General features: G+C 65.2%; 26 protein-coding genes. 9 read left to right on the forward strand and 17 right to left on the reverse strand.

Features of this window, described 5'->3' with window-relative positions; all coding sequences use genetic code 11:
- Positions 1-6 precede the first annotated feature (6 nt).
- From ygfZ to IWX77_RS12330, 3 genes are all read right to left on the reverse strand, one after another.
- Positions 7-1,257, reverse strand: a complete 1,251-nt coding sequence (gene ygfZ / locus IWX77_RS12320) for a CAF17-like 4Fe-4S cluster assembly/insertion protein YgfZ (RefSeq protein WP_196844805.1) — start codon at positions 1,255-1,257, stop codon at positions 7-9.
- A gap of 218 nt (positions 1,258-1,475) precedes the next feature.
- Entirely contained in the window at positions 1,476-2,192 is a 717-nt protein-coding gene (locus IWX77_RS12325; RefSeq protein ID WP_196844806.1) for an FABP family protein, read from the reverse strand.
- A 142-nt stretch (positions 2,193-2,334) separates the two neighbouring features.
- Positions 2,335-2,589 carry a hypothetical protein gene (locus IWX77_RS12330; protein ID WP_196844807.1) on the reverse strand — a complete coding sequence of 85 codons (255 nt, stop codon included), beginning with the start codon at positions 2,587-2,589 and terminating at the stop codon, positions 2,335-2,337.
- A 72-nt stretch (positions 2,590-2,661) separates the two neighbouring features.
- On the opposite strand from IWX77_RS12330, the gene IWX77_RS12335 reads away from it, so the two are divergent.
- From IWX77_RS12335 to pstB, 8 genes are all read left to right on the forward strand, one after another.
- Entirely contained in the window at positions 2,662-3,354 is a 693-nt protein-coding gene (locus IWX77_RS12335; protein ID WP_196844808.1) for a response regulator transcription factor, read from the forward strand.
- Positions 3,323-4,474 (forward strand): GNAT family N-acetyltransferase, encoded by a 1,152-nt coding sequence (locus IWX77_RS12340; protein WP_196844809.1) that lies wholly within the window; start codon positions 3,323-3,325, stop codon positions 4,472-4,474. Before IWX77_RS12335 ends, IWX77_RS12340 begins: the two co-directional genes overlap by 32 nt.
- A 153-nt stretch (positions 4,475-4,627) precedes the next feature.
- Positions 4,628-6,802: an RNA degradosome polyphosphate kinase gene (locus IWX77_RS12345; RefSeq protein WP_196844810.1), complete on the forward strand. Its 2,175-nt coding sequence runs from the start codon at positions 4,628-4,630 to the stop codon at positions 6,800-6,802.
- Positions 6,802-7,749: an NUDIX hydrolase gene (locus IWX77_RS12350; protein ID WP_196844811.1), complete on the forward strand. Its 948-nt coding sequence runs from the start codon at positions 6,802-6,804 to the stop codon at positions 7,747-7,749. The genes IWX77_RS12345 and IWX77_RS12350 overlap by 1 nt, the downstream gene beginning before the upstream one ends.
- 148 nt (positions 7,750-7,897) lie before the next feature.
- On the forward strand, positions 7,898-8,995 hold the full coding sequence (gene pstS / locus IWX77_RS12355; RefSeq protein ID WP_196844812.1) for a phosphate ABC transporter substrate-binding protein PstS: 1,098 nt from the start codon (positions 7,898-7,900) through the stop codon (positions 8,993-8,995).
- A 149-nt stretch (positions 8,996-9,144) separates the two neighbouring features.
- Positions 9,145-10,089: a phosphate ABC transporter permease subunit PstC gene (gene pstC, locus IWX77_RS12360; protein WP_196844813.1), complete on the forward strand. Its 945-nt coding sequence runs from the start codon at positions 9,145-9,147 to the stop codon at positions 10,087-10,089.
- The gene (gene pstA, locus IWX77_RS12365; RefSeq protein WP_196844814.1) at positions 10,089-11,177 is read left to right on the forward strand and encodes a phosphate ABC transporter permease PstA; all 1,089 of its coding nucleotides are present in this window, start codon (positions 10,089-10,091) and stop codon (positions 11,175-11,177) included. The genes pstC and pstA overlap by 1 nt, the downstream gene beginning before the upstream one ends.
- 36 nt (positions 11,178-11,213) lie before the next feature.
- Positions 11,214-11,993 carry a phosphate ABC transporter ATP-binding protein PstB gene (gene pstB, locus IWX77_RS12370; RefSeq protein WP_196844815.1) on the forward strand — a complete coding sequence of 260 codons (780 nt, stop codon included), beginning with the start codon at positions 11,214-11,216 and terminating at the stop codon, positions 11,991-11,993.
- A 44-nt stretch (positions 11,994-12,037) separates the two neighbouring features.
- Here the strand turns inward: pstB and IWX77_RS12375 are convergent, their stop codons facing one another.
- The 7 genes from IWX77_RS12375 to IWX77_RS12405 all read right to left on the reverse strand — a co-directional run bounded on the left by IWX77_RS12375 (position 12,038) and on the right by IWX77_RS12405 (position 19,200).
- On the reverse strand, positions 12,038-13,507 hold the full coding sequence (locus tag IWX77_RS12375) for an amidohydrolase (RefSeq protein ID WP_196844816.1): 1,470 nt from the start codon (positions 13,505-13,507) through the stop codon (positions 12,038-12,040).
- Positions 13,508-13,968: 461 nt separating this feature from the next.
- Positions 13,969-14,289 (reverse strand): hypothetical protein, encoded by a 321-nt coding sequence (locus IWX77_RS12380; protein WP_196844817.1) that lies wholly within the window; start codon positions 14,287-14,289, stop codon positions 13,969-13,971.
- 70 nt (positions 14,290-14,359) lie between these two features.
- A complete protein-coding gene (locus tag IWX77_RS12385) occupies positions 14,360-15,079 on the reverse strand; it encodes an SDR family NAD(P)-dependent oxidoreductase (RefSeq protein WP_196844818.1) in 720 nt (239 codons plus the stop codon).
- A gap of 13 nt (positions 15,080-15,092) precedes the next feature.
- Entirely contained in the window at positions 15,093-15,857 is a 765-nt protein-coding gene (locus IWX77_RS12390) for an SDR family NAD(P)-dependent oxidoreductase (RefSeq protein WP_196844819.1), read from the reverse strand.
- Positions 15,850-17,256 (reverse strand): MFS transporter, encoded by a 1,407-nt coding sequence (locus IWX77_RS12395; RefSeq protein ID WP_196844820.1) that lies wholly within the window; start codon positions 17,254-17,256, stop codon positions 15,850-15,852. Before IWX77_RS12395 ends, IWX77_RS12390 begins: the two co-directional genes overlap by 8 nt.
- Positions 17,253-18,143 carry a polysaccharide deacetylase family protein gene (locus IWX77_RS12400; RefSeq protein WP_196844821.1) on the reverse strand — a complete coding sequence of 297 codons (891 nt, stop codon included), beginning with the start codon at positions 18,141-18,143 and terminating at the stop codon, positions 17,253-17,255. The genes IWX77_RS12395 and IWX77_RS12400 overlap by 4 nt, the downstream gene beginning before the upstream one ends.
- 19 nt (positions 18,144-18,162) lie before the next feature.
- Positions 18,163-19,200 (reverse strand): asparaginase, encoded by a 1,038-nt coding sequence (locus IWX77_RS12405; protein WP_327012186.1) that lies wholly within the window; start codon positions 19,198-19,200, stop codon positions 18,163-18,165.
- A gap of 212 nt (positions 19,201-19,412) precedes the next feature.
- On the opposite strand from IWX77_RS12405, the gene IWX77_RS12410 reads away from it, so the two are divergent.
- The gene (locus tag IWX77_RS12410; protein WP_196844822.1) at positions 19,413-20,450 is read left to right on the forward strand and encodes a LacI family DNA-binding transcriptional regulator; all 1,038 of its coding nucleotides are present in this window, start codon (positions 19,413-19,415) and stop codon (positions 20,448-20,450) included.
- Here the strand turns inward: IWX77_RS12410 and IWX77_RS12415 are convergent.
- The 7 genes from IWX77_RS12415 to IWX77_RS12445 all read right to left on the reverse strand — a co-directional run bounded on the left by IWX77_RS12415 (position 20,390) and on the right by IWX77_RS12445 (position 26,216).
- On the reverse strand, positions 20,390-20,692 hold the full coding sequence (locus IWX77_RS12415; RefSeq protein ID WP_327012187.1) for a type II toxin-antitoxin system YoeB family toxin: 303 nt from the start codon (positions 20,690-20,692) through the stop codon (positions 20,390-20,392). The two genes, IWX77_RS12410 and IWX77_RS12415, sit on opposite strands and share 61 nt — an antisense overlap.
- Positions 20,693-20,825: 133 nt before the next feature.
- A complete protein-coding gene (locus tag IWX77_RS12420) occupies positions 20,826-21,695 on the reverse strand; it encodes a nucleoside/nucleotide kinase family protein (protein ID WP_297413138.1) in 870 nt (289 codons plus the stop codon).
- 127 nt (positions 21,696-21,822) lie between these two features.
- Entirely contained in the window at positions 21,823-22,143 is a 321-nt protein-coding gene (locus IWX77_RS12425; RefSeq protein WP_196844823.1) for a hypothetical protein, read from the reverse strand.
- Positions 22,144-22,385: 242 nt separating this feature from the next.
- Positions 22,386-23,459: a hypothetical protein gene (locus IWX77_RS12430; RefSeq protein WP_196844824.1), complete on the reverse strand. Its 1,074-nt coding sequence runs from the start codon at positions 23,457-23,459 to the stop codon at positions 22,386-22,388.
- Position 23,460: 1 nt separating this feature from the next.
- A complete protein-coding gene (locus IWX77_RS12435; protein WP_196844825.1) occupies positions 23,461-24,156 on the reverse strand; it encodes an arsenate reductase/protein-tyrosine-phosphatase family protein in 696 nt (231 codons plus the stop codon).
- Complete coding sequence (locus tag IWX77_RS12440; RefSeq protein WP_196844826.1) at positions 24,153-25,589, reverse strand: polysaccharide biosynthesis tyrosine autokinase; 1,437 nt, start codon at positions 25,587-25,589, stop codon at positions 24,153-24,155. Before IWX77_RS12440 ends, IWX77_RS12435 begins: the two co-directional genes overlap by 4 nt.
- Before the next feature lie 105 nt (positions 25,590-25,694).
- Positions 25,695-26,216 (reverse strand): hypothetical protein, encoded by a 522-nt coding sequence (locus IWX77_RS12445; protein WP_196844827.1) that lies wholly within the window; start codon positions 26,214-26,216, stop codon positions 25,695-25,697.
- Positions 26,217-26,248: the final 32 nt, after the last annotated feature.

Genomic DNA, 26,248 nt, shown 5'->3' on the forward strand with positions numbered 1-26,248 from the left:
GTGGGGCTAGTGACCGGGGGTGCGGATTCCGAGGCGGGGTAGGCGGGGGATATCGGCGACGGATCCGGCCGACTGCGGCACAATGATCTCCTGGCCGGCCGAGATGAAGATTTCCTCGGACTCGACGTAGAGCGTCGACGTCGCCGGAATGGTGCGCTTGATCACGGCGAGCGCGATCGGCCCGAGCTCGAAGTGGATGCCGCTTGAGGTGATGGCGCCGACTCTGACGCGTTCGGCTTCGCCTTCCGGCCGGACGCGGTCGGCCTGCACCGAATCGCCCGGGGCGGGCAGCACACCCTCCGACCCGTCGAGGTGCAGCATGACCAGGCGGCGCGGCGGGTGGCCAAGGTTGTGCACCTTGGCCACGGTTTCCTGGCCGCGATAACAGCCCTTGTTCAGGTGCACGGCGGTGCGCAGCCAGTCCAGCTCGTGCGGGAGGCTCTTCTCATCGACCTCGCGGGCCCGGCGTGGCCGCCACGCGGCGATGCGCAGCGCCTCGAGCGCGAGCAGGCCGGCGGGGGTGATGATGACCGGTGAAGCGGATGCTGCGGCTCCGGCGGCGAGAGCTCCGGCGGCGAGGGCATCGCGCAGGGCGGGAAGGCTCGCCCGGGGCACGAGGGTCTCGCTATAGGTCCATCGGGTTCCGGGGTGCTCGGGCGTTTCCGCGTACTGGTACCCGCCGCGGGCCACCGCAGCCCACGGGTCGCGCCAGGTCAGCGGCACATCGTTCGGGGCGGCGGCGGCGATGCCGTTGGCGCTCAGTCCAACGGAGGCGGGGGAATCCGTCATGGCGCCGATCGTGGCGTAGGCGAGCGTGTGGTCGACGACCTGCACGCGCAGCGTGAACTTCATGCGGTCGAGGAACTTCTGTAGCCCGGGCAGCTCGGCGGCCTCGACGAGGAGCCAGGTTTCGACGCCGTCGTCGAGCACGCGGATGGCGTATTCGAGGCGCCCGGTGGGGTCGAGCAGCAGCATCTCGGTGGATTCACCGGCGGCGAGCGAGCGCAGTTCCTGGCTGGCGATCGAGTTGAGCCAGGTGAGCCGGTCGGGTCCGGAGACCCCGAGTACGCCGCGGTGCGAGAGGTCGACGATGGCTCGGCCGGCGGCGAGCGAACGCTGCTCGATCATGGGGTTGCCGTAGTGGGCGGCGACGCCGGCGTCGATTCCTTCGGCCTGAACCGCGCCGGGCAGGCCCAGCAACGGTGAGGCGGGGGCCGACGGTGCGGAGGTCTGGATGGTGGCTACCTGGTCAGTCATGTCGCTCAATTCTGCCGACCCGGGTTGAGGGTCGGCGATCGTGCAGAAAGATCGTGGGCGTGCTTGGCGCACTACTCATCGAGATCAACACTACGGCCACACAATTTATTCGGGGGCGCGGTGCCCGGCCGGCCCGCCTTATGAACGCGGGCCCCTGATCTAACCCGGGCCCGCTTTCCGGGCCCGGGCCGGGTTCAGAGGGCGAGGCGAGCGGGGGCCTACTCGACGCGGGCGAGGCGGCCGGAGGCGTGGGTGCGCAGATCCTGGCCGAGGGCGGCGATGTCCCAGGCCCAGAGCAGGTGGTTGTCGACGAGTCCATAGAGACGGGTGGCGGCCGCGTAGGGTTTGGCACCGGCGGTGCGCAGCACGGCATCCGTGACGAGGTCGATGCGCGGGCCCTTGACTTGGCCGAGGTAGAGCTCGGCCACGCCGCCGGGGTGCACGAGGGTGACCTCAATGTCGAAGCCGCCATCGCGGTTGCGCAGGGTTTCCACGGCCGCGGCCGAGGTGAATGGGCGCTGGCCGGTGCCGGGCAGCATGCCGGGGCCCGGGTCGCCGTCGCCCTGGTGGCGACTGAGCCGCCAGTATCCGCTTTCGGTGACCAACGGGGTTTTCTCGTCGGACATCATCTCGGGGGGCAGGGTCAGCGCGGGCAGCGCGGCGGTTGGGGCGGCGGCATCCGTCTCGCTGGAAGGAACGGCAGGATCCGTGTCGGCGGGAGCAGCAGAAACGGGCGTTTCGGGCTCGAGCCAGGTGTAGGAGCTGTAGTTCAGGTGCGGGAGGCCGTCGTGGCTGAAGCTGATGCGGTGGCCAAAGGTGCGGCTGACCGACTCCTCGCCGATTTTGTATTCGAGCACACCGGAGCCCTCCCAGACTCCGATCAGCCAGGAAAGTGGAACAAGTTCGGACGGCAAGCCGACCGGGAGGTCAAACACGCGTACTTACCGCTGCCCCCGGAACAGCTTGTACACGACCATGCCGGAAACCCAGGCGATCGACAAGCTGGCCAGCCCGAGCAGGCCCAGAAAGAAAAGTTCTAGCGCTAACAGTTCCATGCTTCGAGTCTAGCGGGAGTGGTCAGGACAGGACGACGACGATGGTCGCCACCACGAGAATAACGAGGGCTCCGACGACACTGAGGGTGACCCGTTTGACATAACCCTCTTTGGTGCCGGTGGCGATCTGCAGGCCCAGCGTGACGAGCGTGCAACCGGCCAGGGTGAGGCCGATCCAGCTGATCGCGGAGGCCTCGGTGGCGAAAAATCCGGTGAGGATCGCGCCCACAATCGCCAGTACCCACACGGTAGCGATCGTTTTCCAGTGCCAGTTCACGTCTCTATTGTGCCTGACGGCCCGTGTTCCATGGCACGCTAGTATGAAATTCGAGATTCTTGGAGGGCGCGAGTGGCGCAGTTGTTGATCCTGACCTCGGCGGCCAACAATGACGTGCTCCCCGCCCTGGCATTGCTGTCACACAGCGCGAGGCTGATTCCCGCCCACGCGGACCAGCTCATCAACGCGCCGGATTCGGACCTCATTCTGGTCGATGCCCGCAGCAACCTTGCCGCTGCCAAGTCGCTCTGCCAGATTTTACGCACCATGGGCAACTCCACTCCCCTGCTGCTCGTGATCACCGAGGGTGGCCTGGCCGCCGTCAGCCCCGATTGGGGTATCGACGACGTCATTCTCGACACGGCCGGTCCGGCCGAAGTGGATGCCCGCATCCGCCTGACCGCGGGTCGGCTGGCCCGCACCGAGCCGTCGAACACGATTCGCGCGGCCGGGGTCGTCATCGACGAGGCGAGCTATTCAGCGAAGGTGCACGGCAAACCGCTCGACCTCACCTACAAGGAGTTCGAGCTGCTGCGGTTTTTGGCCGCGCATCCGTCTCGGGTTTTCACTCGCGAACAGCTGCTGAGCGAGGTCTGGGGCTACGACTATTTTGGCGGCACCCGCACGGTCGACGTGCACGTGCGGCGCCTGCGAGCGAAGCTCGGCGACCAGGAGTCCCTCATCGGCACGGTGCGCAACGTCGGCTATCGCTTCAATGTGCACGACGAGAACGATGAGCGGGTGCCGAATTCTATTCGCGCTTAGCACAGCGGATGCTGCGAAGCTGGCCGACTTTCACCGGGTCGCCTCGGTCGCGCTCGGCTTTGACGGGTACGCGCCCTTCAACGAGCAGGCGCTGTTTGACCTGCAGAGCGGCCTTCGGACGGCTTATGTGGTGCTCGTTCCCGGAATGGCGGTCTCGGCACGCTCGACCACCGAAGATGCTGACGTTTCACAGGCCGGGGGCAGTTCTGCGGATGATGGCGCGGGGCGCGGTTCCGAGGCCGGAAGTGGCGGCGTGGATGGCGGCACGGACGGCGGCGCGGACGCCACGATTGTTGTGGGGGCGGCGCTCGGCGGGCGCGGGGAAATTGACCTCGTCATCATCCCGGAGTATCGGCGGCGCGGATACGGGCGCGCGGCGGCTCGCGAACTCGTCGCCAACGAGCCGAACGGGCTGACCGCCTGGGCACACGGCGATCATCCGGCCGCGCGGGCCCTCGCGAGCGAACTTCGGTTCGTCGCCGCCCGCACGTTGTTGGAATTGCGCAAGCAGCTCATAGCCGCCGAGGCCACGTCTGGGCCGGAAGCAATTGCAGCCGAGGCTGCGACGGCACCGGGAACCGCGCTGGAATCCGGGGCGGAACCCGCGGCCGAATCCGGGGCGGGGGCCTTCCGAGCCGCGGCGGCCCGCGAAACGGAGGCGGGAGCATCCGCCGCGCTTTGGGGCGGGAGTGTTTCGGCTTTTCGGCCGGGGGTTGACGACGCCGACTGGGTGGCGCTCAACGCGCTCGTGTTTGCGACGCACCCGGAACAGGGCGCGATCACCGAGGCCGACCTCGCGGCCCGGCAGGCCGAATTGTGGTTCAACGCCGACGACTTTCTGATTCTTCGCGACGCCGAAGACCGCATGATCGGCTACAACTGGCTCAAGGTTGACGGGGTGATCGGCGAGATTTATGTGATCGGGGTGCATCCGGATGCCGCTGGGCGCGGCCTCGGGCGCGTGCTCATGCAGGCCGGCCTGCAGCGCCTCGTCGATGCCGGCTGCGCCACCGCCGCGCTCTACGTGGAGGCCGACAGTGTCGGCGCCGTACACCTGTATCGGGCACTCGGTTTCGTCGACCACACCGTCGATGTGCAGTACCGCCGGCTGGCCGACTGAGGCCGCACCACAGCATCGGCGCGGCTACGCGGAACGTGACACTACCCACTCCGCGTACCCGACGCACCGAAAAAGCAAGGCCTGCAAGATAATTTCGCCTGACGTTCACTCCGTTCGTCGCGGTGGCGTGACCAAGGGTGTCAGGATGGTCAGATGGACGGCGAAATCACTCAAGCGGACTCGGGTCTGGGCACAGACTTTGATGACGACTTTGACCCACTTTTCGGAAAGCTCGATCCGGCGCTGCCCGACGACCGCTACCTGGACCGTGAGCTGAGCTGGCTCGCCTTCAACCAGCGCGTGCTCGAACTGGCCGAAGATGAAACCCTGCCGGTGCTTGAGCGCACCAACTTTCTCGCAATTTTCGCGAGCAACCTCGACGAGTTCTTCATGGTGCGCGTCGCCGGCCTGAAACGCCGCATTCTCACCGGGCTGGCCGTGCCGACCAACGTCGGCCGTGCCCCGCAGGACGTGCTCAGCGACATCTCGGCGGCCGCACATGCCCTACAGAACCGCCACGCGCTCGCCTTTCAAAATCTCGTGCGTCCCGCCCTCGCCGAAGCCGGCGTCGACGTCGTCGGCTGGCAGAGCCTCGATAACGCCGACCGTCGTTCGCTGCGCACGTATTTCTCGAACCAGATCTTTCCGGTGTTGATGCCCCTCGCGGTCGACCCTGCGCATCCATTTCCCTATATTTCGGGCCTGTCGCTCAACCTCGCCGTGCGGGTGCGCAACACCAAGACGGGCAAACAGGAGTTCGCCCGGCTCAAGGTTCCGCCGATGCTGCCGCGGTTTGTGCGGGTGGATCGCACCGAGTCGGTCGATCGCATCCGCTATATCGCGCTTGAAGATCTCATCGCCAACCAGCTCGGCGATCTCTTTCCGGGCATGGAGATTCTGGAACACCACGTGTTTCGGGTCACCCGCAACGAAGACGTCGAGATTGACGAAGACGAGACCGAAAACCTGATCAAGGCGCTCGAGAAGGAGCTGCTGCGGCGCCGGTTCGGTCCGCCCATTCGCCTGGAGATCACCGAGGACATGGACGAGGTCACCCTCGGCCTGCTCGTGCGCGAACTCGACGTGACCGAGCAGGAGGTCTACCACCTGCCCGCACCGCTCGACCTCGGCGGGCTGTTCGACCTCCGCATCGACCGCCCCGACCTGCACTTCTCCAAGCATGTGCCGACAACGGCAGCCCAGCTGCTGCCGAGCGAGCCGAACGCCGATCAGGATATTTTTGCGGCGGTCGCGCACCACGACGTGCTGCTGCACCACCCGTATGAGTCATTCGCGACGAGCGTACAGGCGTTTCTGGAGCAGGCCGCAGCCGACCCGAACGTGCTCGCCATCAAGCAGACGCTTTACCGCACCTCCGGTGACAGCCCCATCGTCGAGGCGCTCATCGCCGCCGCCGACAGCGGCAAGCAGGTGCTCGCCCTGGTCGAGATCAAGGCCCGCTTCGACGAACAGGCGAACATCACCTGGGCGCGCAAGCTCGAAAAGGCCGGTGTGCACGTGGTGTACGGCCTTGTCGGGCTGAAAACCCACTGCAAGCTCGCCCTCGTGGTGCGCTACGAGAAGGGCGTGCTGCGGCACTACAGCCACATCGGCACCGGAAACTATAATCCGAAGACCAGCCGTATTTACGAAGACCTCGGCTTGCTGACGGCGGATGCGCAGGTCGGCAAGGACCTCACCCGACTGTTCAACGAGTTGTCGGGTTACGCCATTGAGAAGAAGTTCAAGCGTCTGCTCGTGGCTCCGCTGCACCTGCGCAGGGCCCTGCTCAAGCAGATTCAGGCGGAAACCGAGAACGCCCTCGAGGGCAAGACCAGCGGCATCCGGATTAAGGTCAATTCGATGGTCGACGAGGACATCATCGACGCGCTGTACCGGGCCAGCCAGGCCGGCGTGCTGGTCGACGTCTGGGTGCGGGGCATCTGCAGCCTCAAGCCGGGCGTCGACGGCATGAGCGAGAACATTCGGGTGCGGTCGATTCTCGGCCGGTACCTCGAGCACTCGCGTATCTTCTCCTTTCACAACCTGGGCGAAACGCAGGCATACATCGGCAGCGCCGACATGATGCACCGCAACCTCGACCGCCGGGTCGAAGCGCTCGTGCGTCTGATCGACCCGGAACACCTGGTCGAGATCGAGGCGTTGTTCGAACGGGCGATGGATCCGCGCACCTCCAGCTGGTGGCTCGATGAAACCGGCCACTGGACCCGCCACGACGTGGACGAGAACGGCACTCACCTTGACGACATGCAGAACCGGTTGATGCAGCAGATCAGCCAGCGCAAGCGGCCGGACGGGCGTCGCTGATGGCGATCAAGGTTGTCGACCCCGCTGTCTACGCCGCCGGAGCAGTCTGCTGGCGCCTGATCGAGGGCCGCATGCACGTGCTGCTCATTCACCGCACGGTGCACGGCGACGTGACCATTCCCAAGGGCAAGGTGGATCCGGGCGAGTCCCTGCCCCGCACGGCGGTGCGCGAGGTCGAGGAAGAGACCGGCCTGGCCGTGGCACTCGGGGTTCCACTCGGCATCTCGCACTATGACATGCCGGATGGTCGCACCAAGATCGTGCACTTTTGGGCCGCCGAGATCACCCCCGACGCCATTGCACGCTCGACCTTCGTGCCGAACGGCGAGGTCGCCGCGATCGAATGGGTCACCATCAAGAAGGCCCGCACCTACCTGAGCTACCCGGCCGACGTGATCGTTCTCGAAACGTTCTCGGACCTTGTCGATGCCGGTGTGACCCGCACGTTCGCCGTCATCGCGCTGCGGCACGGCAAGGCGGTGTCGCGCACCGGCGCCGGGCCCGACGCACGTCGCCCGCTGACCGCCCGCGGGGTGATGCAGGCGGCGGGCCTGGTCGACACGGTCACCGCCTGGCGGCCGCTGCGCATCATCTCGAGCACGGCGACGCGGTGTGTCACGACGGTGGCTCCGCTGGCTGCCGCCACCGGCATCACGATCAAACAGACCGATCTGATCAGCCAAGACGCTCTCGAGAGCGGCGAAGCGGATGTTCGCACCGTCGTCGGCAAGCGAGTGCGCGCCCGCAAGACGGCCGTTCTGTGCAGCCACGGGCCGGTGTTGCCGGAGATTTTGCGCGAGATCGCACTGGCTACCGGCACGCAGACGTCGTCGGCACTCTTTGACGCCGCGGATTTGGACACCGGCGGGTTCTCGATCGTGCACCTATCGGCGGAGAACCCGGCCGCGGGTATCCTCGCGATAGAGACGTACCCCGCGACGGCCTGAGGATCGCGACGCGGCCGTTATCCCACGTTTACCTTCCGTTTACCCGGAGGTCGGTCGACGGTTACTTGACTTGTTTAACCTCTTTCTGGGCCAGCACCGGCCCGGCACCCGCAATCAAAGTCTTGTCAAACCCTCGAAAGGGAATCACGTGAACTTCAAGCGTTTCGGCCGCCCTGCGGTCATCGCCATTGCAGCAGGCCTCGCACTCTCGTCCTGTGCAGCAAACGAAGGTGGTGTCGCCAACACCGGCAACGATGCATCAGCCAGCACGCTCACCGGCACCCTCAACGGTTCCGGTGCGTCCTCCATGGCCGCCGCGCAGGAGGCCTGGGCCGCTGGATTCCAGACCGCCAACCCCGACGTCACCGTCAACTACGCACCCGATGGCTCGGGCGCCGGCCGCAAGGCCTTCTTCGCTGGCGGCGTTTCGTTCGCTGGTAGCGACTCCTACATGAGCACCGAAGAGCTCGCGGGCACCTTTGCCGCGTGTGCACCCGACACCAAAGCGGTTGACCTTCCGGTCTACATCTCGCCGATCGCGGTCATCTTCAACGTTGAGGGCGTCACCGATCTCAACGTCGACTCCAACACCCTCGCGAAGATCTTCAACGGCACCATCACCAGCTGGGATGACGCAGCACTCGTTGCACTGAACCCGGATGCAAGCCTGCCGTCCACCCCCATCACCGCCGTGCGCCGCTCAGACGACTCGGGAACCACCAAGAACTTCACCGACTACCTCGGCAAGACCGCGCCCGATGTGTGGACCAACGAAGCTTCTGACACCTTCCCGTTCACGGAGATCGAGGGCGCAAAGGGCACGTCCGGTGTCGTTGACGCTGTTACCAACGGTGTGGGTACCATCGGTTACGCCGACGCTTCGCAGGCCGGCGAGCTCGGTACCGCCAAGCTCAAGGTCGGCGAAAAATTCGTCGCGTACACCTCTGAGGCCGCTGCAGCAGTTGTTGCCGGTTCACCCCTGGTCGCCGACCGGGCTGTCGACGACCTCGCGCTCGACCTGAACCGTACGACCACCAACCCGGAGGAATACCCGCTGGTGCTGGTGAGCTACGCGATCGTCTGCAACGAGTACGCCGATGCCGCCCAGGGCAAACTCGTCAAGGCGTACATCGAGTACATCGCAAGCGCCGCAGGCCAGACCGTGGCCGAAAAAGCCGCCGGTGTTGCACCGCTGTCGAGCGAGCTTGAAGCCAACGTTGCGAGCGTGCTCGCGACCGTCAAATAACAACTCCACCCTGTCGCCCGATCCGGCATCCGCACTCATGCGGGTGCCGGGTCGGGCAGACTGGTGTTGGGCACCGTTTTTGCCCAGCGCCGATTTTCATCGTTTGACATCGCAGATGTTCCAGATCACTACCCAGGGAGACGCCCGGCATGTCGACTTCAATGGCCCCCCGGCCCATTAAGGCCAGGCAGCGACCGGGCGATCGAATCTTCTCGACGTCGACACTCGTCGCCGGCAGCCTCATCCTTGCGGTGCTGGCCGCAGTGGCCATCTTTTTGTTCGCTGAGAGTGTTCCAGCGTTCTTCGCCCCCGCCAATGCATTCACGGGGGACGTGACCAACTTCTGGTCCTACGTGACACCGTTCGTGTTCGGCACAATCTGGTCAGCCATTCTGGCCTTGATCATGGCTGTGCCGGTCGCCATTGGCATTGCCCTGTTCATCTCGCACTTCGCGCCCCGCAAGCTCGCCCAGGGCCTTGGCTACCTCATCGACCTGCTGGCCGCCGTTCCATCGGTCGTGTTCGGTCTCTGGGGCATCGGCGTACTGGCTCCCCTCGTGCAGCCGTTCTACACCAACATCGTCGACTGGTTCGGCTGGTTTCCGCTGTTCGCCGGCCCCGTTTCGGGCACCGGCCGTACCACCCTCACCGTCGCGATCGTGCTTGCCGTGATGATTCTGCCCATCATCACGGCCATCTGCCGCGAAATCTTTCTTCAGGCACCACTGCTGCACCAGGAGGCAGCACTCGCCCTGGGCGCGACACGCTGGGAGATGATCAAACTCGCGGTACTACCCTTTGGCCTGCCCGGAATCATCTCGGCTTCGATGCTCGGCCTCGGCCGTGCCCTGGGCGAGACCATGGCTGTGGCCATGGTGCTCTCACCCAGCCCCGAGGTGGTCTTTGCGGTGCTGACCTCACAGAACTCGAACACCATCGCCGCCAACATCGCGCTGAACTTTCCAGAGTCAAGCGGCATCGGTGTCAACATTCTGCTCGCCACCGGCCTCGTGCTCTTCGTCGTGACACTCATCGTCAACATGATCGCGCGGGTCATCATCAATAGCCGCAAGGCATTCTCGGGAGCAAACTGATGGAATTCGTTCCCGCAGCCACGCCGCTCACCAACTCTTTGACCGCGGGCAAGCTGCCCCGACGCTCCCCGCTCTGGGTTCTGCTGGCGGGCTGGGCGGTGTCGGCCGCCTTCTTCACCATGCTTTTTCTGTCGGGAGCGGTCGACGGCTTCAACATTGTGGGCACGGTCGTGCTCGGCACCGTGCTGTACTGCGTGACCATCTACGTGCTCTCCCGCCAGGTCGAAGGCTCGCGAAAGGCGATGGACCGGTTGATGACGGCGCTCGTCACCGCCGCATTCGTCATCGCCCTGCTACCGCTCGTTTCGATCATCTACACGACCGCGGTCAACGGGCTTCCCGCGTTCCTCACGCCGACGTTCTTCACCGAGTCCCAGCGCAACGTGGTCGGCGCCGGTGGCGGTGTCCTGCACGCGGTCATGGGCACGCTCCTGGTCACCGGCGTGGCCACGCTCATCTCGGTGCCGATCGGCCTGCTCACGGCCATCTACCTCGTCGAATACGGCCGGGGCCGGCTCGCCCGCTCGATCACGTTCTTTGTCGACGTCATGACCGGCGTTCCCTCGATCGTCGCCGGATTGTTCGCGTTCGCCCTGTTCTCCCTGCTCTTTGACGACCCTGGCATCCGCTTTGGATTCGGCGGGTCGATCGCGCTGTCTGTGCTCATGATTCCGGTGGTGGTTCGGTCGAGCGAAGAGATGCTCAAGCTCGTGCCGAACGAGCTGCGCGAAGCAGCCTTCGCCCTCGGGGTACCGAAGTGGTTGACCATTCTTAAGGTTGTGCTGCCCACATCTGTCGCCGGCATCGTCACCGGAATCATGCTGTCAATCGCCCGCGTGATCGGCGAGACGGCTCCGTTGCTGATCATCGCCGGATTCACGGCGAGCATGAACTATGACATGTTCAACGATCGGATCATGACCCTGCCGGTTTTTGTGTACACGCAGTACGCCAACCAAGGCGCCGATTCGCAGGCGTACATCGATCGGGCCTGGGCGGCAGCCCTCACCCTGGTGCTGATCGTGATGCTGCTCAACGGCATCGCCCGCCTCATCGCCCACCTGTTCTCGCCCAAGTTCGGCCGCTAGCCTTCACTTCAGCTTCACAATTTTAGAAAGGGACTCATGTCCAAGCGCATCGAAGTTGCCGACCTCAACGTGTACTACAGCAACTTTCTGGCCGTCGAGGGTGTCAACCTCGTCATCGAGCCCCGCTCGGTGACGGCACTGATCGGGCCGAGTGGCTGCGGCAAGTCCACGTTCATTCGTACGCTCAACCGTATGCACGAGGTCATTCCCGGTGCCCGCGTCGAGGGTGAAGTGCTCATCGACGGCAACAACCTGTACGGTCCCGGTGTGGACCCGGTGCTCGTGCGCCGTCAGGTCGGCATGGTGTTTCAGCGCCCCAACCCGTTTCCGACCATGTCGATCCAGGACAACGTACTGGCCGGCGTGAAGCTCAACAACCGACGCATATCGAAAACGGATGCCGACGACCTCACCGAAAAGGCCCTCCGCGGCGCCAACCTGTGGAACGAGGTCAAGGATCGCCTCGCGCGCCCCGGCTCGGGCCTCTCGGGCGGGCAGCAGCAGCGACTCTGCATTGCCCGCGCCATTGCGGTCGAGCCCGACGTGATTCTGATGGACGAGCCGTGTTCGGCGCTCGACCCGATCTCGACACTGGCCATTGAGGACCTCATTGATGAGATGAAGAGCGACTACACGATCGTGATCGTGACGCACAACATGCAACAGGCCTCGCGCGTGTCGGACCGCACCGCGTTCTTCAACATTGCGGGCACCGGCAAGCCGGGCAGGCTCATCGAGTATGACGACACGACGACGATGTTCTCGAACCCGAGCGTGCAGGCGACCGAAGACTACGTGTCCGGGCGTTTCGGGTAGCGGTTCCGGCACGCTTGGGCGCGCCGTTCTTGGGCGCAGGCGGCTCAGTGCGCCAAGAGTGCGTCGCCGTGCGTGACGCGACCGGCCAGGAGCGTCGCTGCCACGGGCATCCGTTCGAAGGTGGCGTCGGAGACTGTGAGCGGGTCGCCGTCGAGCACGGCGAGGTCGGCCACGTCGCCGACGCGCAACCGGATGCGTCCGCGGGCTGAGGCGGCGAGTGCCTGGCCACGGGTGATGACCTGGTCGGGGCGCCAGGGTTCGCGGCCGTCACTGCGGGCCCGAGACGACGCGGCGGACATGGCCGTCCAGGGGTCGAGTGGCGCGACGGGGGCGTCGGATCCGAACGCGAGGGTGGCGCCGGCGTCGAGCAACGAGCGCAGCGCGAAGACGCGGTCGGCGCCGGCGGCCCACATCAGTTCCACCGCGTCCCGGTCGTCGAGCGCATGCTCCGGCTGCACGCTCGCGGTGACGCCGAGGCGGGCGAAGCGGGCGAAGTCCTCGGTCTGCAGAAACTGGGCGTGTTCGATGCGGCCGGTGACCTGCGCGCGATCGAAGGCGTTGAGCGCGACCGTGTTGGCCGCATCGCCGATGGCGTGCACCGCCGGCAACAGCCCGGATTCTTTGGCGGCGAGGAGAATCTCGGCCAGCTCGTCTTCACTCACGGTGAGTACGCCGTGCCCGCCGACCGGGTATTCCTCGACGCAGAATGCCGTGCGGGTGTTCAGTGAACCGTCGATGAGCAGCTTGAGCGGCCCGACCGTGAGCAGGCCGCGGGTGCCTCGGATGCGGTCGCCCGTGCGCATTCGCTCAGCACGGGCCCGGTCGAGATCGGCGAGGTAGATGCCGGCGTCGATTCGTAGGGCGTCGAAACCGTCGGTGATGCGGCGCTGCCAGACGTCGCGGTTCCAGGTCATTTCGAAGTCGACGACGCCGACGACGCCGCGGGCGGCTGCCCGCGTTCCGGCAGAGGCGGCCAGCGCGTCGACCGTGGTGTCCGGTAGCTGGCCGAGCGCGATTGTCAGGGCGAAGGCGGCTTGCTCGCGCAGCAGGCCGGTCGAATCGACCGGCACACCGAAGCGCCAGGCGGCCGCGCTGTTGAGCCAGACACAGTGCAGGTCGTGACTGATCAGGGCGGTCGGATGCCCCTGCGTCACCTCATCGAGATCGCGTAGGCTTGGCGCGTCGGCCCAGATCGCATCGCGAAATCTGACTCCGATCAGCGGGCTCGTTCCTGCGGCTGCTGTGATCTGCGCGCGCACGAGTTCGAGCGCCTCGCGCGCCGATGCGGCCACGGAGAGGTCGAATCGGCCGCCGGCGAGCGCCCACTGGGTGGCGTGCACGTGTTCGTCCCAGAGCCCGGGGATGAGGGTGCGGCCGTCGAGGTCGACGTGGGGGGCATCCGTTGGTACCCGGCCGGCGGGTGCGATCTGCGTGATGACGCCGTCGGTGATCTGCACGTCGGAGACGGTGGTGTCGCCGGGCTGCGTGACAGAACACAGAACGAGATCGGGCATGGTACGTCTTTCGATCGAGGGCCGGCACGAGTAGCCGCCGCCCCAGCAACCCTACAACCGCGTGGAGTCGTCGGCCCGTCGGCCAGCATTGCTCGCTGGCGGGTTCGGCGAGCTGAACGGACGGATTGGGCACGGCCCACAGGTGTTCGATTCGCTCACGGCACTCCTTCGAAAAGCGCGCACGTGTCAGAACGAGTGCCGCGAGCGATAACCAGCCACCAGACGGGCCCGGCCGGTGCGCCGTGAGCAGGTCGCCACCCACCAGCGGCTGGTTGAAGAATCGATTGCGCTGCGCGCCGGACGGCGCGTGGCACGTGAGAAAGGTTTGCCTGACGCGCCCGGACACGGTCGTGCTGACCCGGCGGAGGGCGGCCACCGTGCGCTCGGCCTGCACGCTGGTGGCGGGCCGTACGACGATGAAAATGCAGATGACGCGTTGCTCGGGCTAGAGGTACGCCCGATCAGCGGGACGGGCCAGCGACCAAAGGCTGCCGTGCCAGGTGCAGCCCGAGGGTGACAACGCGCGCCGCAAGGCCGCCGGGCTCCTCAGCCAGCGCCCGTACCTTGAGCGCCTGCTGAAGCACTGCCCCCCTGCGGTCGAAAAGGGCGATCCAGATATCGGCCACCGTATAACACAGCGAGATCGAGCCCGTGGCACTGGTCACCGACCATCCCGCGGCGAGCGCCGCAATGTGGCGTGCGCCGGGAAGGCCCGCACACACGGCGGTCATCGTCTGCGCCACCAGAATTCGATTTCTGAGGGTGTTCTCGTTGCCCATCACCGGGTCGGGGTAAACCGTCGTACCGCACGCTCCGCACATTTTCTGGTTCCTACCTGACTGATGGTCCGAGTTACTGCATCACGTCGCCGGAGTTCGGCCCGAGGGTCTGCCCCACATACAGGTTTCCTCCCGGCTCGCTCGCGAGCAGTAGCGCTGTGGGGGCAACTTCCGCTGCACTGCCGAATCGTCCGAGCGGCAGTTCAGCCCGCTTGGCGATCTTCCATTCTTCGGAGATGCCCTGCACGAGCGGGGTCTCTATCGGGCCGGGAGCGATGCTGTTGACGAGCACGTTGTCGCTGGCAACTTCAAGCGCCAGCGATTTCGTCAAGGCCACGATCCCGGCCTTGGCCGCTGAATAGTGGCTCAGTCCGGTGCCACCCTTGATGGCGAGCTGGGAGGCGATATTGATGATGCGGCCCCATTTCTGTTGGCGCATCTCCCCCACCACCTCCCGGCAGCACAGGAACACCCCGGTGAGGTCGACCGACAAGGTCTCGTTCCACATCGCGAGCGTCATGTCCTGCAGCCGTGACTCGGTGAGCAGCCCCGCACTGTTCACCAGAATGTCAATGGTGCCGAGCCGTTGGCGAGCAGTTCCGAAGGCCGCGCGCACGCTGTCTTCCTGCGACACGTCGACGCTGATCGCGTCTATGCCGGTGCCCGCGCGATCGAGTACCACCACGCGGTCGCCGTTAGCGACAAACGTTTCGGCGATCGCCCGTCCGATTCCACTACTGCCGCCGGTAACGACGACTCCGCGGCCGGTCGCCGCGCGATGTTGCTCGATCATTTCTGTTCCCGTCCTACGCTCGCATCTTCACGGTGAGTCCGCCGTCAACGATGAGGGATTGCCCGGTGACGTAACCGGCCTGCGAGGAGGTGAGGAACGCGATGACGCTGGCCACTTCGGCCGGTGTACCCACGCGACCCCAGGGAATGTCATTGCCGGCCCGGGCGAGGCCGTCAGGTCCAAGTGAATTCACCGGGTCGAGTGACTGAGGGGTTTCGATGAGTCCGGGAATCACCGCATTGGCGCGGATGCCCCGTGGCCCGAGTTCAACAGCCACACTGCGAATCAGACCGAGCACACCGGCTTTCGCCGCCGCGTAGTGGGCGTGACCCTCCCACCCGTATACCGCGCCGGCGATCGAGGAGACCGCCACCATGGCACCACCCTCAGTCATACGTACGGCTCCGGCGCGCAGTGTGCGCAGCACACCGGTGAGGTCGACATCGAGCATGTCGGTCCAACGGGTATCCGTCATCTCGGCGAGCGATGAATTACGCAGGATCCCCGCATTGGCGACGGCGTAGTCAAGGCGCCCGTACTCGTCGACCGCTCGTTGGGCGAAAGCGTCGACGGATGCCGTGCTTCGCACGTCAACCTCGTGCACGACGGCTTGGCCACCGACGGCGTGCACCAGCCGCAGTGTTTCTTGCGGGTCGTGTGGGTCGCCCGGAAAAGTGCCGACGATACTGCGCACTCCCGCCCCGGCGTAGTGCACGGCGAGAGCCCGGCCGATGCCGCTAGCGGCTCCGGTGATTATGGCGACGCGAGGCTCAAGCATGCTGGGCTTTCAGCTCGGTTTCCGGCTGGATAGCAAGGGGAGCTTCTGCCATGGGCTTGGCGGCGAACATCAGCACACCTGAAATAAGGGTGCCGAGGGCGCCGACCCAGAGCGCGGCGGTTCCCGTGTTGGATCCGGCGGCGACGGCGGTAAATAGCGCGCCGCCGACAACGATTCCGGGCTGGCTCATCGCGCCGATGAACGCCGTGCCGGTGGCGCGACAGCTCACCGGGTAGCACTCGGCCATGAAGTACTGGATAGCCGCGTACGGGCCCACCAGGAAGAAGAGACCAGCACCAAAGCTCGCGACGATGGTCACGGGGCTGTCGGCGAGGGGACTCAACATAATGGTGAAGGCGACCGATGCGAGGATCCAACCGCTGATGATGGTGCGCTTACGACCGATCTTGTCACCGAGCCACCCGTGAAACACGTAGCCGAAGTAGGCGAGAGCGTTGATGATAATGAGCATCCAGAAGGCATCGGAGAGTTCCACACCCTTGGCATTCTTGAGTACGGAGCTTCCCAAAATGCTGAAGATCATGATGCCCATGAAGTTGAAGATCCAAGCGAGCGAGAACACGATCGTGTTGCGGCGCAGCTTCGGCCCCCAGATGAGCTTGAGCGGTGCGGTCGACGAGTGCTCGACGCCGTACGACCCGGCGAGCAGGTGGGCTTCTTCGGTGCGCCCGGCCTTGTCGAGTCGGGTGAGTTCACTGTGGAGTTCGAACTGGGGAGTTTCCTTGAGCTTGCGTGCGATGGCCCACACAATGAGTGCTGCGGGGATGGTGGCCATCAGATACAGGGCACGCCAGCCGAAGGTCGGGAGAAAAGCCAAGGCAAGCGCACTCGCGAGCAGGAAGCCCAATGGCCAGCCGCCCTGAATAAAGGAGTAGCTGAAGCCCGGGCGCTTGCGCTTCTTCTCGTCTTCCGTGACCTGGTACACCTCGTTCATGTAGGTCGCGTTGACGGCCTGTTCGGAGAAACCCAGACCCCCAAAGGATCGCACGATCACGAGCAACCCACTGCTCAGGAAAGCCATCCCAGTGGGGATGATTGCCGTGAGACCGGAAACGATTGCCGTGCCACCGACGGTGACCATCATGCCCTTGCGTCGCCCGAGGCGGTCGATGACCGGGCCGACGCCAAAGCAGACGATCGCGGTTCCGACTGCGATCCAGGTATTGATCGCGTAGGCTTCCGGCGCGGTCCAGCCGAAGGATTCCTGCATGGCAGGTAGGAGCGTGCCGAACAAGCCGTAGTCAAAGACGGCAACGGTCCAGGCCAGGAGCGCAAGAATCGTGGCGGTGCGGGTCTGCTTGACGGTGAACGAGGGAAAACGACGTTTCTCGTTGACGGTCGGCGCCGTGAGATCGAGGGTGGGGGATTTCAGTTTCATGCGGAGGTGACCTTTCGGGGGGAGCGGGCGAGAAACGAATCTGCAATCTGGTCGAAGGTGTTCCAGCTGACTCCTGCATAGGAGTTGAAATGCTCGATGAGGCGCTCAAGCATGAGGAGCACCTGCGGGCGTCCGGAGACGTCGGGGTGGATCGTCATCGTGAAGACGGCCTGATCCATTTCGCGGTAGACCCAGTCAAACTGGTCTTTCCACATTTGCTCGATGTCGCGAGGATTCACGAAACCGTGCGAGTTCGGGGCGGCCTTGATGAACATCATGGGTGGCAGGTCATCGAGGTACCAGTTGGCGGGAATCTCCACGAGGTCGGTCGGGGTGCCGCGCACGAGCGGCTCCATCCAGGTCTGGGCGTTCTGGGCGTAGTCGATCTTTTTCCAGCTGTCACCGACGCGCACGTAGTACGGCTCGAAGTCCTTGTGCATGAGCGAGTGGTCGTACTTGATGCCGCGTTCGAGCAAAATTTCGTTCGTCACCGACGAGAACTCCCACCACGGGGCGACATACCCCGTGGGGCGGCGTCCCGAGACGTTTTCGATCAGTTCGATGGATCGGTCAAGGATTGTGGTCTCCTGTTCGCGGGTCATCGCGATCGGGTTCTCATGGGAGTAGCCGTGCACGCCGATCTCGTGGCCTGCCGCAACGATCATGCGGGTGAGCTCGGGAAAAGTCTCGATGGAGTGACCCGGAACGAACCACGTGGCGGGCAAGTCGTACTTGTCGAACAGGCGGATGAGACGAGGACCACCGACCTCGCCGCTGAACATGCCGCGGGAGATGTCGCACGGGGAGTCTTCGCCGCCGTAGGAGCCGAGCATGCCGGCGACGGCGTCGACGTCCACTCCAAATGCGACCTGGATATCTTTTTTCATGACCGTGCCTTTCGTTGAACTAGCAAATTTGTGCGGACTTGGTGTTTGCTGCCCCATACAGGGCAAAGGCGTGGGCGATCTCGTCATGGTCGTGGTCGAGGTGCAACAGCAGGCTGAGCAGAATCATCGATTGCGAGGGCCGCAGGAAGCCAGCGGGGATCGCGCCGGCCGCGACGAGGTCTCGTCCTCCGCCGGCGCCGTAAACCGGGATGACCGGGCCGGCACTCACCCGAGTGCTCGTCACAACGACGGTGCCGCGCGCAGTGGCCGCGGCGACGGCGGAGCACAGGGCGGGGTTGGCGTTGCCGCTGCCCGTCGCTTGCAACACGATTCCGCTGGCCCCGGCAGAAACGGATGCCCGCAGCAAGATTCCGTCAGCCCCCGGGTAGGCAGACACCACGTCGACGCGCTTGGCCTCGCGGAGAGGGCGGAGAGGAAGGGGAAGCGGGGGCATCCGCTGTTCATGGCGGGTGATAACGACATCACCGGTCGCGGTCAAAAAACCGACCACACCAAAGTCTGGGTTGGTGAAAGCATCCAGCGCGAAGGTCTGTGCCTTACGCACACCGCGTGCGGGAAATATCTCGCCGGCGAAAACGATCAGCGCTCCCAAGCCCGCTGCCGCGGGTGATCCCGCGACCGCGATTGCATCGGCGAGGTTGCCGGGACCGTCGGGTTCAGCGGCGTCGGCGGATTTCTGCGCCCCGGTGAAGACCACCGGGCTCACGTCGTCGTGGGTGAGATCGGCCAGGTAGGCGGTCTCTTCCATCGTGTCAGTGCCGTGAGTGACGACCACCCCTCGCACCGATGGATCGGAGAGGGCGATCTTGATCTGCGCGCAGATCGCGATCATGTCGACGAGCGTGAGCAGGTATGACCCCTCGCAGACGACGTCAACGACCCGCACGGGGTAGGCCGGAGCTGCGGCCAAACCACGGAGAACTTGCGCCCCTCCGTCGGCGGCGACCGCGGCACCGTCTTCAGCTGAGCGGGCTCGCGACGAGATAGTTCCCCCGGTCGCCAGCAACACCACGTGGGTACCGGCACGATCTGTCATTTTTTCTCCGAAGGTCGATACCCAAACGATTGGGTTCTTGATGTAAGAGTAATTACCCAATGTTTCGGCCGACTGCACGCTTCGTTGCGGGTAAGTATCGTTTGCTACCCAATCGTTTGGGTAGTGAGGTGTTCAAACTATAGAATGGGATCAACGGGCCCGTCAAGCTTCGTATCCGGTTTTCTCGGATAATTGAAACTGGAGACAGCGAAATGACAGACATCAGACCGGGGTCCGTCACCCTGAAAGACCTGGCCGCCGAACTTGGCCTACACCCGTCGACCGTGTCGCGGATCCTGCATGGGAAAGCCGACGCGGCGCGGGGCGCCGCCGCGCCGGCTACGGCTCAACGCGTGCGTGACCTGGCCAAGAAGGTGGGGTACTCCCCCGATCCCCAAGCCACGAGCCTGCGCACACGGCGCACACACCTTCTCGGAGTCATCGTTCCGCGGCTTTCCGACCTCGTGCTTGCGGTCATGTACGAAGGCATCGACGAGGCAGCAGACGACGCCAACTACTCCACGTTCGTCATGAACTCCCGTGACGATACAGCGATACAGCGGCGCAAGATGGAGATCATGCTCTCTCGGCGGGTAGACGGACTCATCATCGGTGACGCGCATCTCGACGGCGACATTCTCACTGACCTCACCGAACGCAAAGTGCCTTTCGTGCTCATGAATCGCGCCGTGCCCGGTTTTGCATCAGCCACCTGCGATGACACCCTCGGTGGGGCGCTGGTGGCGCAGCACCTGTGGGACCAGGGCCACCGCGTTGTTTCCGTCATCGCCGGTGAACCCTATGCCAGCACTGCGGTCGATCGAACGCACGGCTTCGTCTCCCGGTTTCGCGCGCTCGGGGGCACGATCCCCGAGAGCGCCATCGTGTGGTCGCGCTTCGACACAACGGGCGGGCGTACCGCAGCAGATGGCATTCTTCGCGACGAAGATCGTCGACCCAGTGCGATCTTCGCGGTCAACGACTTCGCGGCCATCGGTGCCATGGGAGCGGCAAATTCTCACGGGTTACTCGTGGGCCGGGATGTGGCAATTGTTGGGTTCAATGACACGTCTCTGGCCGCGCAACTTCCCATCGCACTGTCGTCAGTGAGGTCGCCGATGCTTGACATCGGCCGAGTCGCCGTGAAGCTGCTCCTTCGGGTGATAAACGGAGACGCCGTAGAGTCGGTTCAACTCACTCCTGTCCTGTGCGTGCGGGACAGCAGTGATTTTGCGTGGGCGGCGTCGTAGGAATAGACGAAGGAATAGTCGAAAGAGTAAACGACGCGATGCTCCTCCGGGATGCGACACAACAAGGCTGAGCCTTCGTGGTACTCGAGCTGTTCGGGCTTGCCGATTCCCGACAGGGAACACGGCGTGCGGTCATGATGAGTGCGTTGACGCGCTTCAGTGCGGCCCTGTCGGTGGATCGGCAATCGTCCCAGCCGTCCGATGTGAAGGTGAGGGCGAACACCGGAGGTGCTCGTCATCATCCACAACGTCGTGCGGGGTGGCGAGACGGTCCTGCACTGCCTCAACGCGGCGGGAGGGCCGTCACGGTTCGGTAACGAGGTGTTTCACGGGGCATCCGCCATACTGCGGAGGCTACGGGTTTGGGGGCGGGGGCTACTGGCCGGAGACGGTGAGGGTGGCCCGGGGCCGGGTAGCCTCGATCAGGAGGGCGTTCTTGCCGTCGACGGACTCGGCCCAGGCCAGCGCGGCCTCGGGGCTCCGCCCGTGGCGTTCGTGCCGATCGACCAGGCGGCGAAGGCGCTCATGCTCGCTGGTCTCGCAGAACCAGGACTCGGCGAGCAGGGTAGAGATCTGCAGCCATGGCTCGGAGTCGGCGAGCAGATAGTTTCCCTCGACCATGACCACGCGTGCACTCGGCTGCACGGCGATCTCAGCCGCGATGCCCTCGTCAACCCGGCGGTCGAAGCTCGGTGCGTAGACGGTGTGGTTGTATTCGGTGAGGAGACGGCGGAGGAGAGCGAGGAATCCCCAGCCGTCGAAGGTGTCAATGGCCCCCTTGCGATCGTGCCGGCCCAGCCGATCGAGGGTGGCGTTGGCGAGGTGGTGGCCGTCCATCGGCAGGTGCACGGCGCAGTCGTCGCTGCCGACCAGCTCGTTGATTCTCGCCGCGACCTGGATGGCGAGGGTCGTTTTACCCGCGCCCGGGCTGCCTGCGATGCCGACCAGGATGCGCCCGTTCTCGGGCATGAGCGCGATGACGCGGCGAGCCAGCTCGGTCAATTGAGCGGATTCCAGCGGTGTGGCCGTGGCAGCAGGGTCAGTGTTCGGCATGAGTCGACTCCAGAGCGGTGGCGAGGTAGGTGTGGCGTGGGCTGTGAGCGCGGAGGGGTCGTTCCAGAGGTTGCGCCAGATGACCCGATCATTCAGGAGGGCGGTCGAGACGATCGCCGAGGAGAAGGGCTCGAAGGTGTTCAAGCCCCGGTCGTTGATGTCGGCGGGCGGCAGAGGTCTTTTCCCGCTCAATGAGGGTCGTTGCTGTACCGGGATGACGGTCTCGGCAAGCTCGACCAGCGGATGGTGGCGACTCGCAGGCTCATCAACGCGGGGGTGGCGTGGGCGTGTGTTCGTTTTTTTGTGGGGGCAAATCGGGTCAGGGGCCGGTGGGGGGCCAGATGCCGTCGCATCCGTCTTGCTGACAAGAGAATTGCCAGGCCTCACCGTCGGGCACGATCTGCATGGGTATGAGGCATCGGGGGCAGTTGGGCGAGCGCACCTCGGGTGGAACAGTGCTCGCCAGCTCGGCCTCGGAGTAGGGCGGACCGAAGTAGAGCTGCGTGCACGCGAAGTTCGCGCAGCCATAGTCGTACCCCGTACCGTGCCAGGTCACCTCCATGGCCTCGCCGCACTCGGCGCACATGCGCGGCTGATCCACGTCTTTCTTCTGAAAGACCCACGCGACGTTGTCGTCCATGGGCTGAGACTAGTCCCCGAGGCGAAAAACGTGTCGAGGTATTACGGATCTGTGGAGAATGGAGCCGCGCGGGCCGGGCTGCGCCGGGCGGACGCGGGGCGGTGGATGCGGGGCGGTGGATGCGGGTGGGGAATGCGGAGCGGTGCATTCGGGGCGGTGCATTCGGAGCGGTGCACGCGGAGCGGTGCATGCGCCCTGGACGACGCGGGCAAACGGATGCGCACAACCTCGAGCAGCGCGTCCTAGAGCCACGTGCGGCCGGCGTCGGTGGAGCGGAGGGTGGCATCGCCGATCCAGAGCCAGAGGGTGCCGTCGGCGGAAGCGACGGCGATGTTCCCGGCCAGCGTGGCGGGGGCGTCGGCGGTGACGTAGCACCCGGCGGTCGCGGCGGTCAGATCGGCGGCGGCGTCTCCCGCAGTTTCGCCGGCAATTTCTCCGGCGGGGTCGATGCTGAGGTCGATGACGCTCAGGCCGAGGCAGGTGGCCGGGTCGGCGGTGGCAGCGGGCGTGGCGGTCTGCTCGGCGCTGCTGGTGGCAGCTCCGGCGGCCATCGCGATGTAGCCCCCGGTGGTCGCCGTGAGGGTGAGCGCTCCGGGAACGGTGAGCGGCGCTGACCAGGAGGCGGCGGCATCCGTTGTGGCGAAAACTCGTGCGTCAGCGCAGAGAACAGCGGCGGCGTCGGCATCGGCGTCGGCGAACCCGGGCGCAAGGGCGACAACCGTGTCGCACGGGGCTGGGTGGAATCCGTCGGGGCCGTGCAGCTCGGAGCGGTCGACGGGGTCGACGTACCACGCGGTGTCGAGCTCGTCGTCGGCGGAGGAGTAGTTGTCACCGCCCACGAAGGTGCGCACGACCTGGGCTGAACAGTCGGACTCGGAGAATCCGAGGAACTGGGCGACCGAACCGTTGGTCGCGGCGATGCTCTGCAACGCGGTTACCTCGGTGGGGCCGTTGGCGTCGGTCGTGGTCCAGGTGGCGCCGGCGTCGGTGCTGACCTCGGGCGCGGCGAGCGGGTCGGGGCAGATTCCGGTGACGGCCCGCCAGGCGACGGTTGACGACACCGCCGAGAGGATGCGCGTGGCCGGCACTGGACTGACGGCGGCCGCCGCCGAGGCGGTCGGGCTGGGCGTGGGGGTCGCGCTGGGAGCGAGAATCGCGCGCGGCGTTGCGGCCGGGAGGCCGGTGTCGGCCCGGGTCGACGTGAGTGCGGTGGTGACCAGGTAGGCGTCACAAACGAGGAACAACCCGACGGCAAGATAGACCCAGATGCGGCGGCGCGAGGCATCGCGCGTGGTCGATCGGCGAAAACGGCGCATATCAGTGCTGACGCAAGGCTGGGGCCAGGGCCGCCGCGATGGTCGTGACCGACTCGTCGATGATCGCGGCGACGCCGGTGTAGACGGCCGCGGACTGCCGGTACGGGTCGTCGATATCGTCACGGGTGGGTGGATTCGGCGACGGGTGAAGGCCGCGCGTGGCAGCGATCGACGCGACGAAAGCCGAGAAAGCGGATGCCTGTGGCCGTGGTGCTGAGGCGGGTACATCCACTCGCGGGGCCCACCCCATGACACCGGGCCCCTGTTTTATCGTGGCCCCGCTTTCCGGACCCGGGCCCGGACGGTTCGGGGCGGGATTCTCGAGGCCCCCCGGGTCGGCGATGGCGCCCACCAGACGGGCGAACTGGTTGAGGGTGAAGGTATAGCGGGTGGCTTTCGGAAGCAGGGTGACCACCTCCCGGCGATGGTCTCGCGTGGCCGTGAGGATGAGGTCGGCGGCGCCCACGAGGTGCTCGGTCAGCTGCCGGGCCGCGTGCTCGGTGGAGTGGGCACCATGCGTGAGCGAAAGCGCGGCGGCCTCGGCCGTCATGGGGCTCGCCACCATGGCTCGGGTACCAGCGCTCTGCACGTCGGCTTGGAGGCCGAGCGCCTCCAAACGAGCTCGCAATAGCTGTTCGGCGAGCGGAGACCGGCAAATGTTGCCGGTGCAGACCAAGAGAATGCGGGGAACGCTCATGCTCGGGCTCTCGATCGACGAAAGAAGGACGGGGGGACCATTCCAGGTTCGGTCGTGAGGTCACCGTAGGTGTGACCATAGCCGTATTGCCCGTAGTGACCGTAGCCGTAGGCATCCGGTCCCTTGGTGTGCAGCATGGTGAGCACCAGGCCGCTAATGGGCGCGCCAACGCTGTGCAGGGCTGCAATGGCCCCCTTGAGCTGGTTCTTCTGGGTACGCCCGGCGGCGACGATGAGAATGGCACCGCCGACACTCTTGGCGAGAATCGCGGCATCCGTTACGGGCAGCAGGGGCGGCGAGTCGAATATGACGACATCGAAGGTTCGGTTGAACTCCTCGATGAGCGTGGCCATGCCGACTGATCCGAGCAGCTCGCTCGGGTTCGGCGGAATGTGGCCGGCGGGGAGCACAAACAGCTGTCCGCGGCCCCACGGTTGAATGACGTCGCTGAGGTCAGCCCGCCCGATGAGAACGTCGGTGAGACCGACGCCACCCTCAATATTCATGTACTCGGCGACTTTCGGGCGACGCAGGTCGGCGTCCACGAGCAGCACGCGTGCGCCGGAATCGGCCAGAGCAATAGCGAGATTGGCGCTCGTCGTGCTCTTGCCCTCACTCCCGATGGACGATGTCACGACGAACGAACGGTCAGGGCGGCCCGGATCGAGGTACTGCAGGTTCGTGCGCAGGGTACGAAACGATTCGGCTCGTGGGCTGCGCGGATCAGCGTGCACGATGAGGGGGCGGTCGGTCGCTTTCGGATCGAACACGATGCCGCCGATGACCGGCATATCGGTAACCTGTTCCACGTCGCGCTGACTGCGAATGCGGGTGTCGAACGTTTCGCCCAGCACGGCCAACCCCACGCCGAGAGCCAACCCGACGAGCGCGCCGAGCGCGATGTTGAGCGGAACGTTCGGGCTCACCGGCTCGATTGGCACGCTGGCCACCTGCACGCGGGTGAGCTTGACCGGCGCGGCCGCGTTCGCGTCGTCGGGCTGCTCGATCTCCTGCACGCTCTCCGTGAGGCTCTGCGACACCGCATTGGCGATATCGGCCGCACGAACTGGATCAGCGTCGGTGACGGTGATATCAATAATCGACGTGTCAAGCGGTGCGGAGACCGAGATCGCCTCGGCGAGGTCGGCTGGCGTCGTGTCGAGCTTCAGGCTCTCAATGACCGGCAGCAGCACGAGCGGAGTGGTCGCGAGACCGGAATAGGTCTTTACCCTGGCGACCGTAAAGCTGTTGCCCTGCACCAGATCAGAGGTGGTGCCGCTTGATTGCGTCGACACGAATACCTTGGAAATGGCACTGAAAGCAGGCGTTTGCATGATCGAGAAGACGGATGCTGCGGCGACGGCCACGAGCGTCAACGCCACGATATGGAGCCAACCCTTACGCAGGATGCGAATGTAGTCGCGGAGTTCCACGTAGCGACCTTTCGTTGCGGTACATAACTGTCCACCCGTAGCTTCCCACAGATCGGTGGCCACGTCGCCCAGCGTCTACCCCGTAATCAGGGGACTGAGCATAAACTAGGCGTGCTGTTTGGTTGCCGACCGGCGGCGCACCAGCACGAGGGCCAGTCCCAGCACGAGCATTGCCGCCACGACGTAGAGCAGGAGCACCGGCACCCCAAAGCCGGCCGAAGGCAAGCTGGCCGCGCCATCTGCCGCAACGACGGTGATGGTAGCCGTACCCACATTCTGGGAGCTCAGGCCGGTGGCGGTGAGCGTGTACGAACCGGTGGCATCGGCTGGCAGCCTCACGATCAGATCAAGCGCGCCGAGGCGGGTCGCTGATCGCACCACACCGACGGTGGCTGCCTGCACTACGCCAAACGTCACGGGGCCCTCGCCGGAGACAGCCACGGAGACGCGTTCCGCGTTCTCGAACGCACCGTCGTCGAACTCGACGCTGACCTCGCCGCCCGCCTGCGGGTCACCACTGACCGAGATGAGGTCGGCGGCAACATAGCCCGTGGCATGCGCGGCGACCGGCAGCGCCAGCACAGCGACTCCGGCAATGGCGAGTGTGGCGAAAAATTTCTTGAGCAAAGTGTGGATCCCCCGAGGTCTGGCGCAATGAG

The sequence above is a fragment of the Cryobacterium sp. CAN_C2 genome, assembly GCF_015751745.1.
Taxonomy (GTDB): Bacteria; Actinomycetota; Actinomycetes; order Actinomycetales; family Microbacteriaceae; genus Cryobacterium.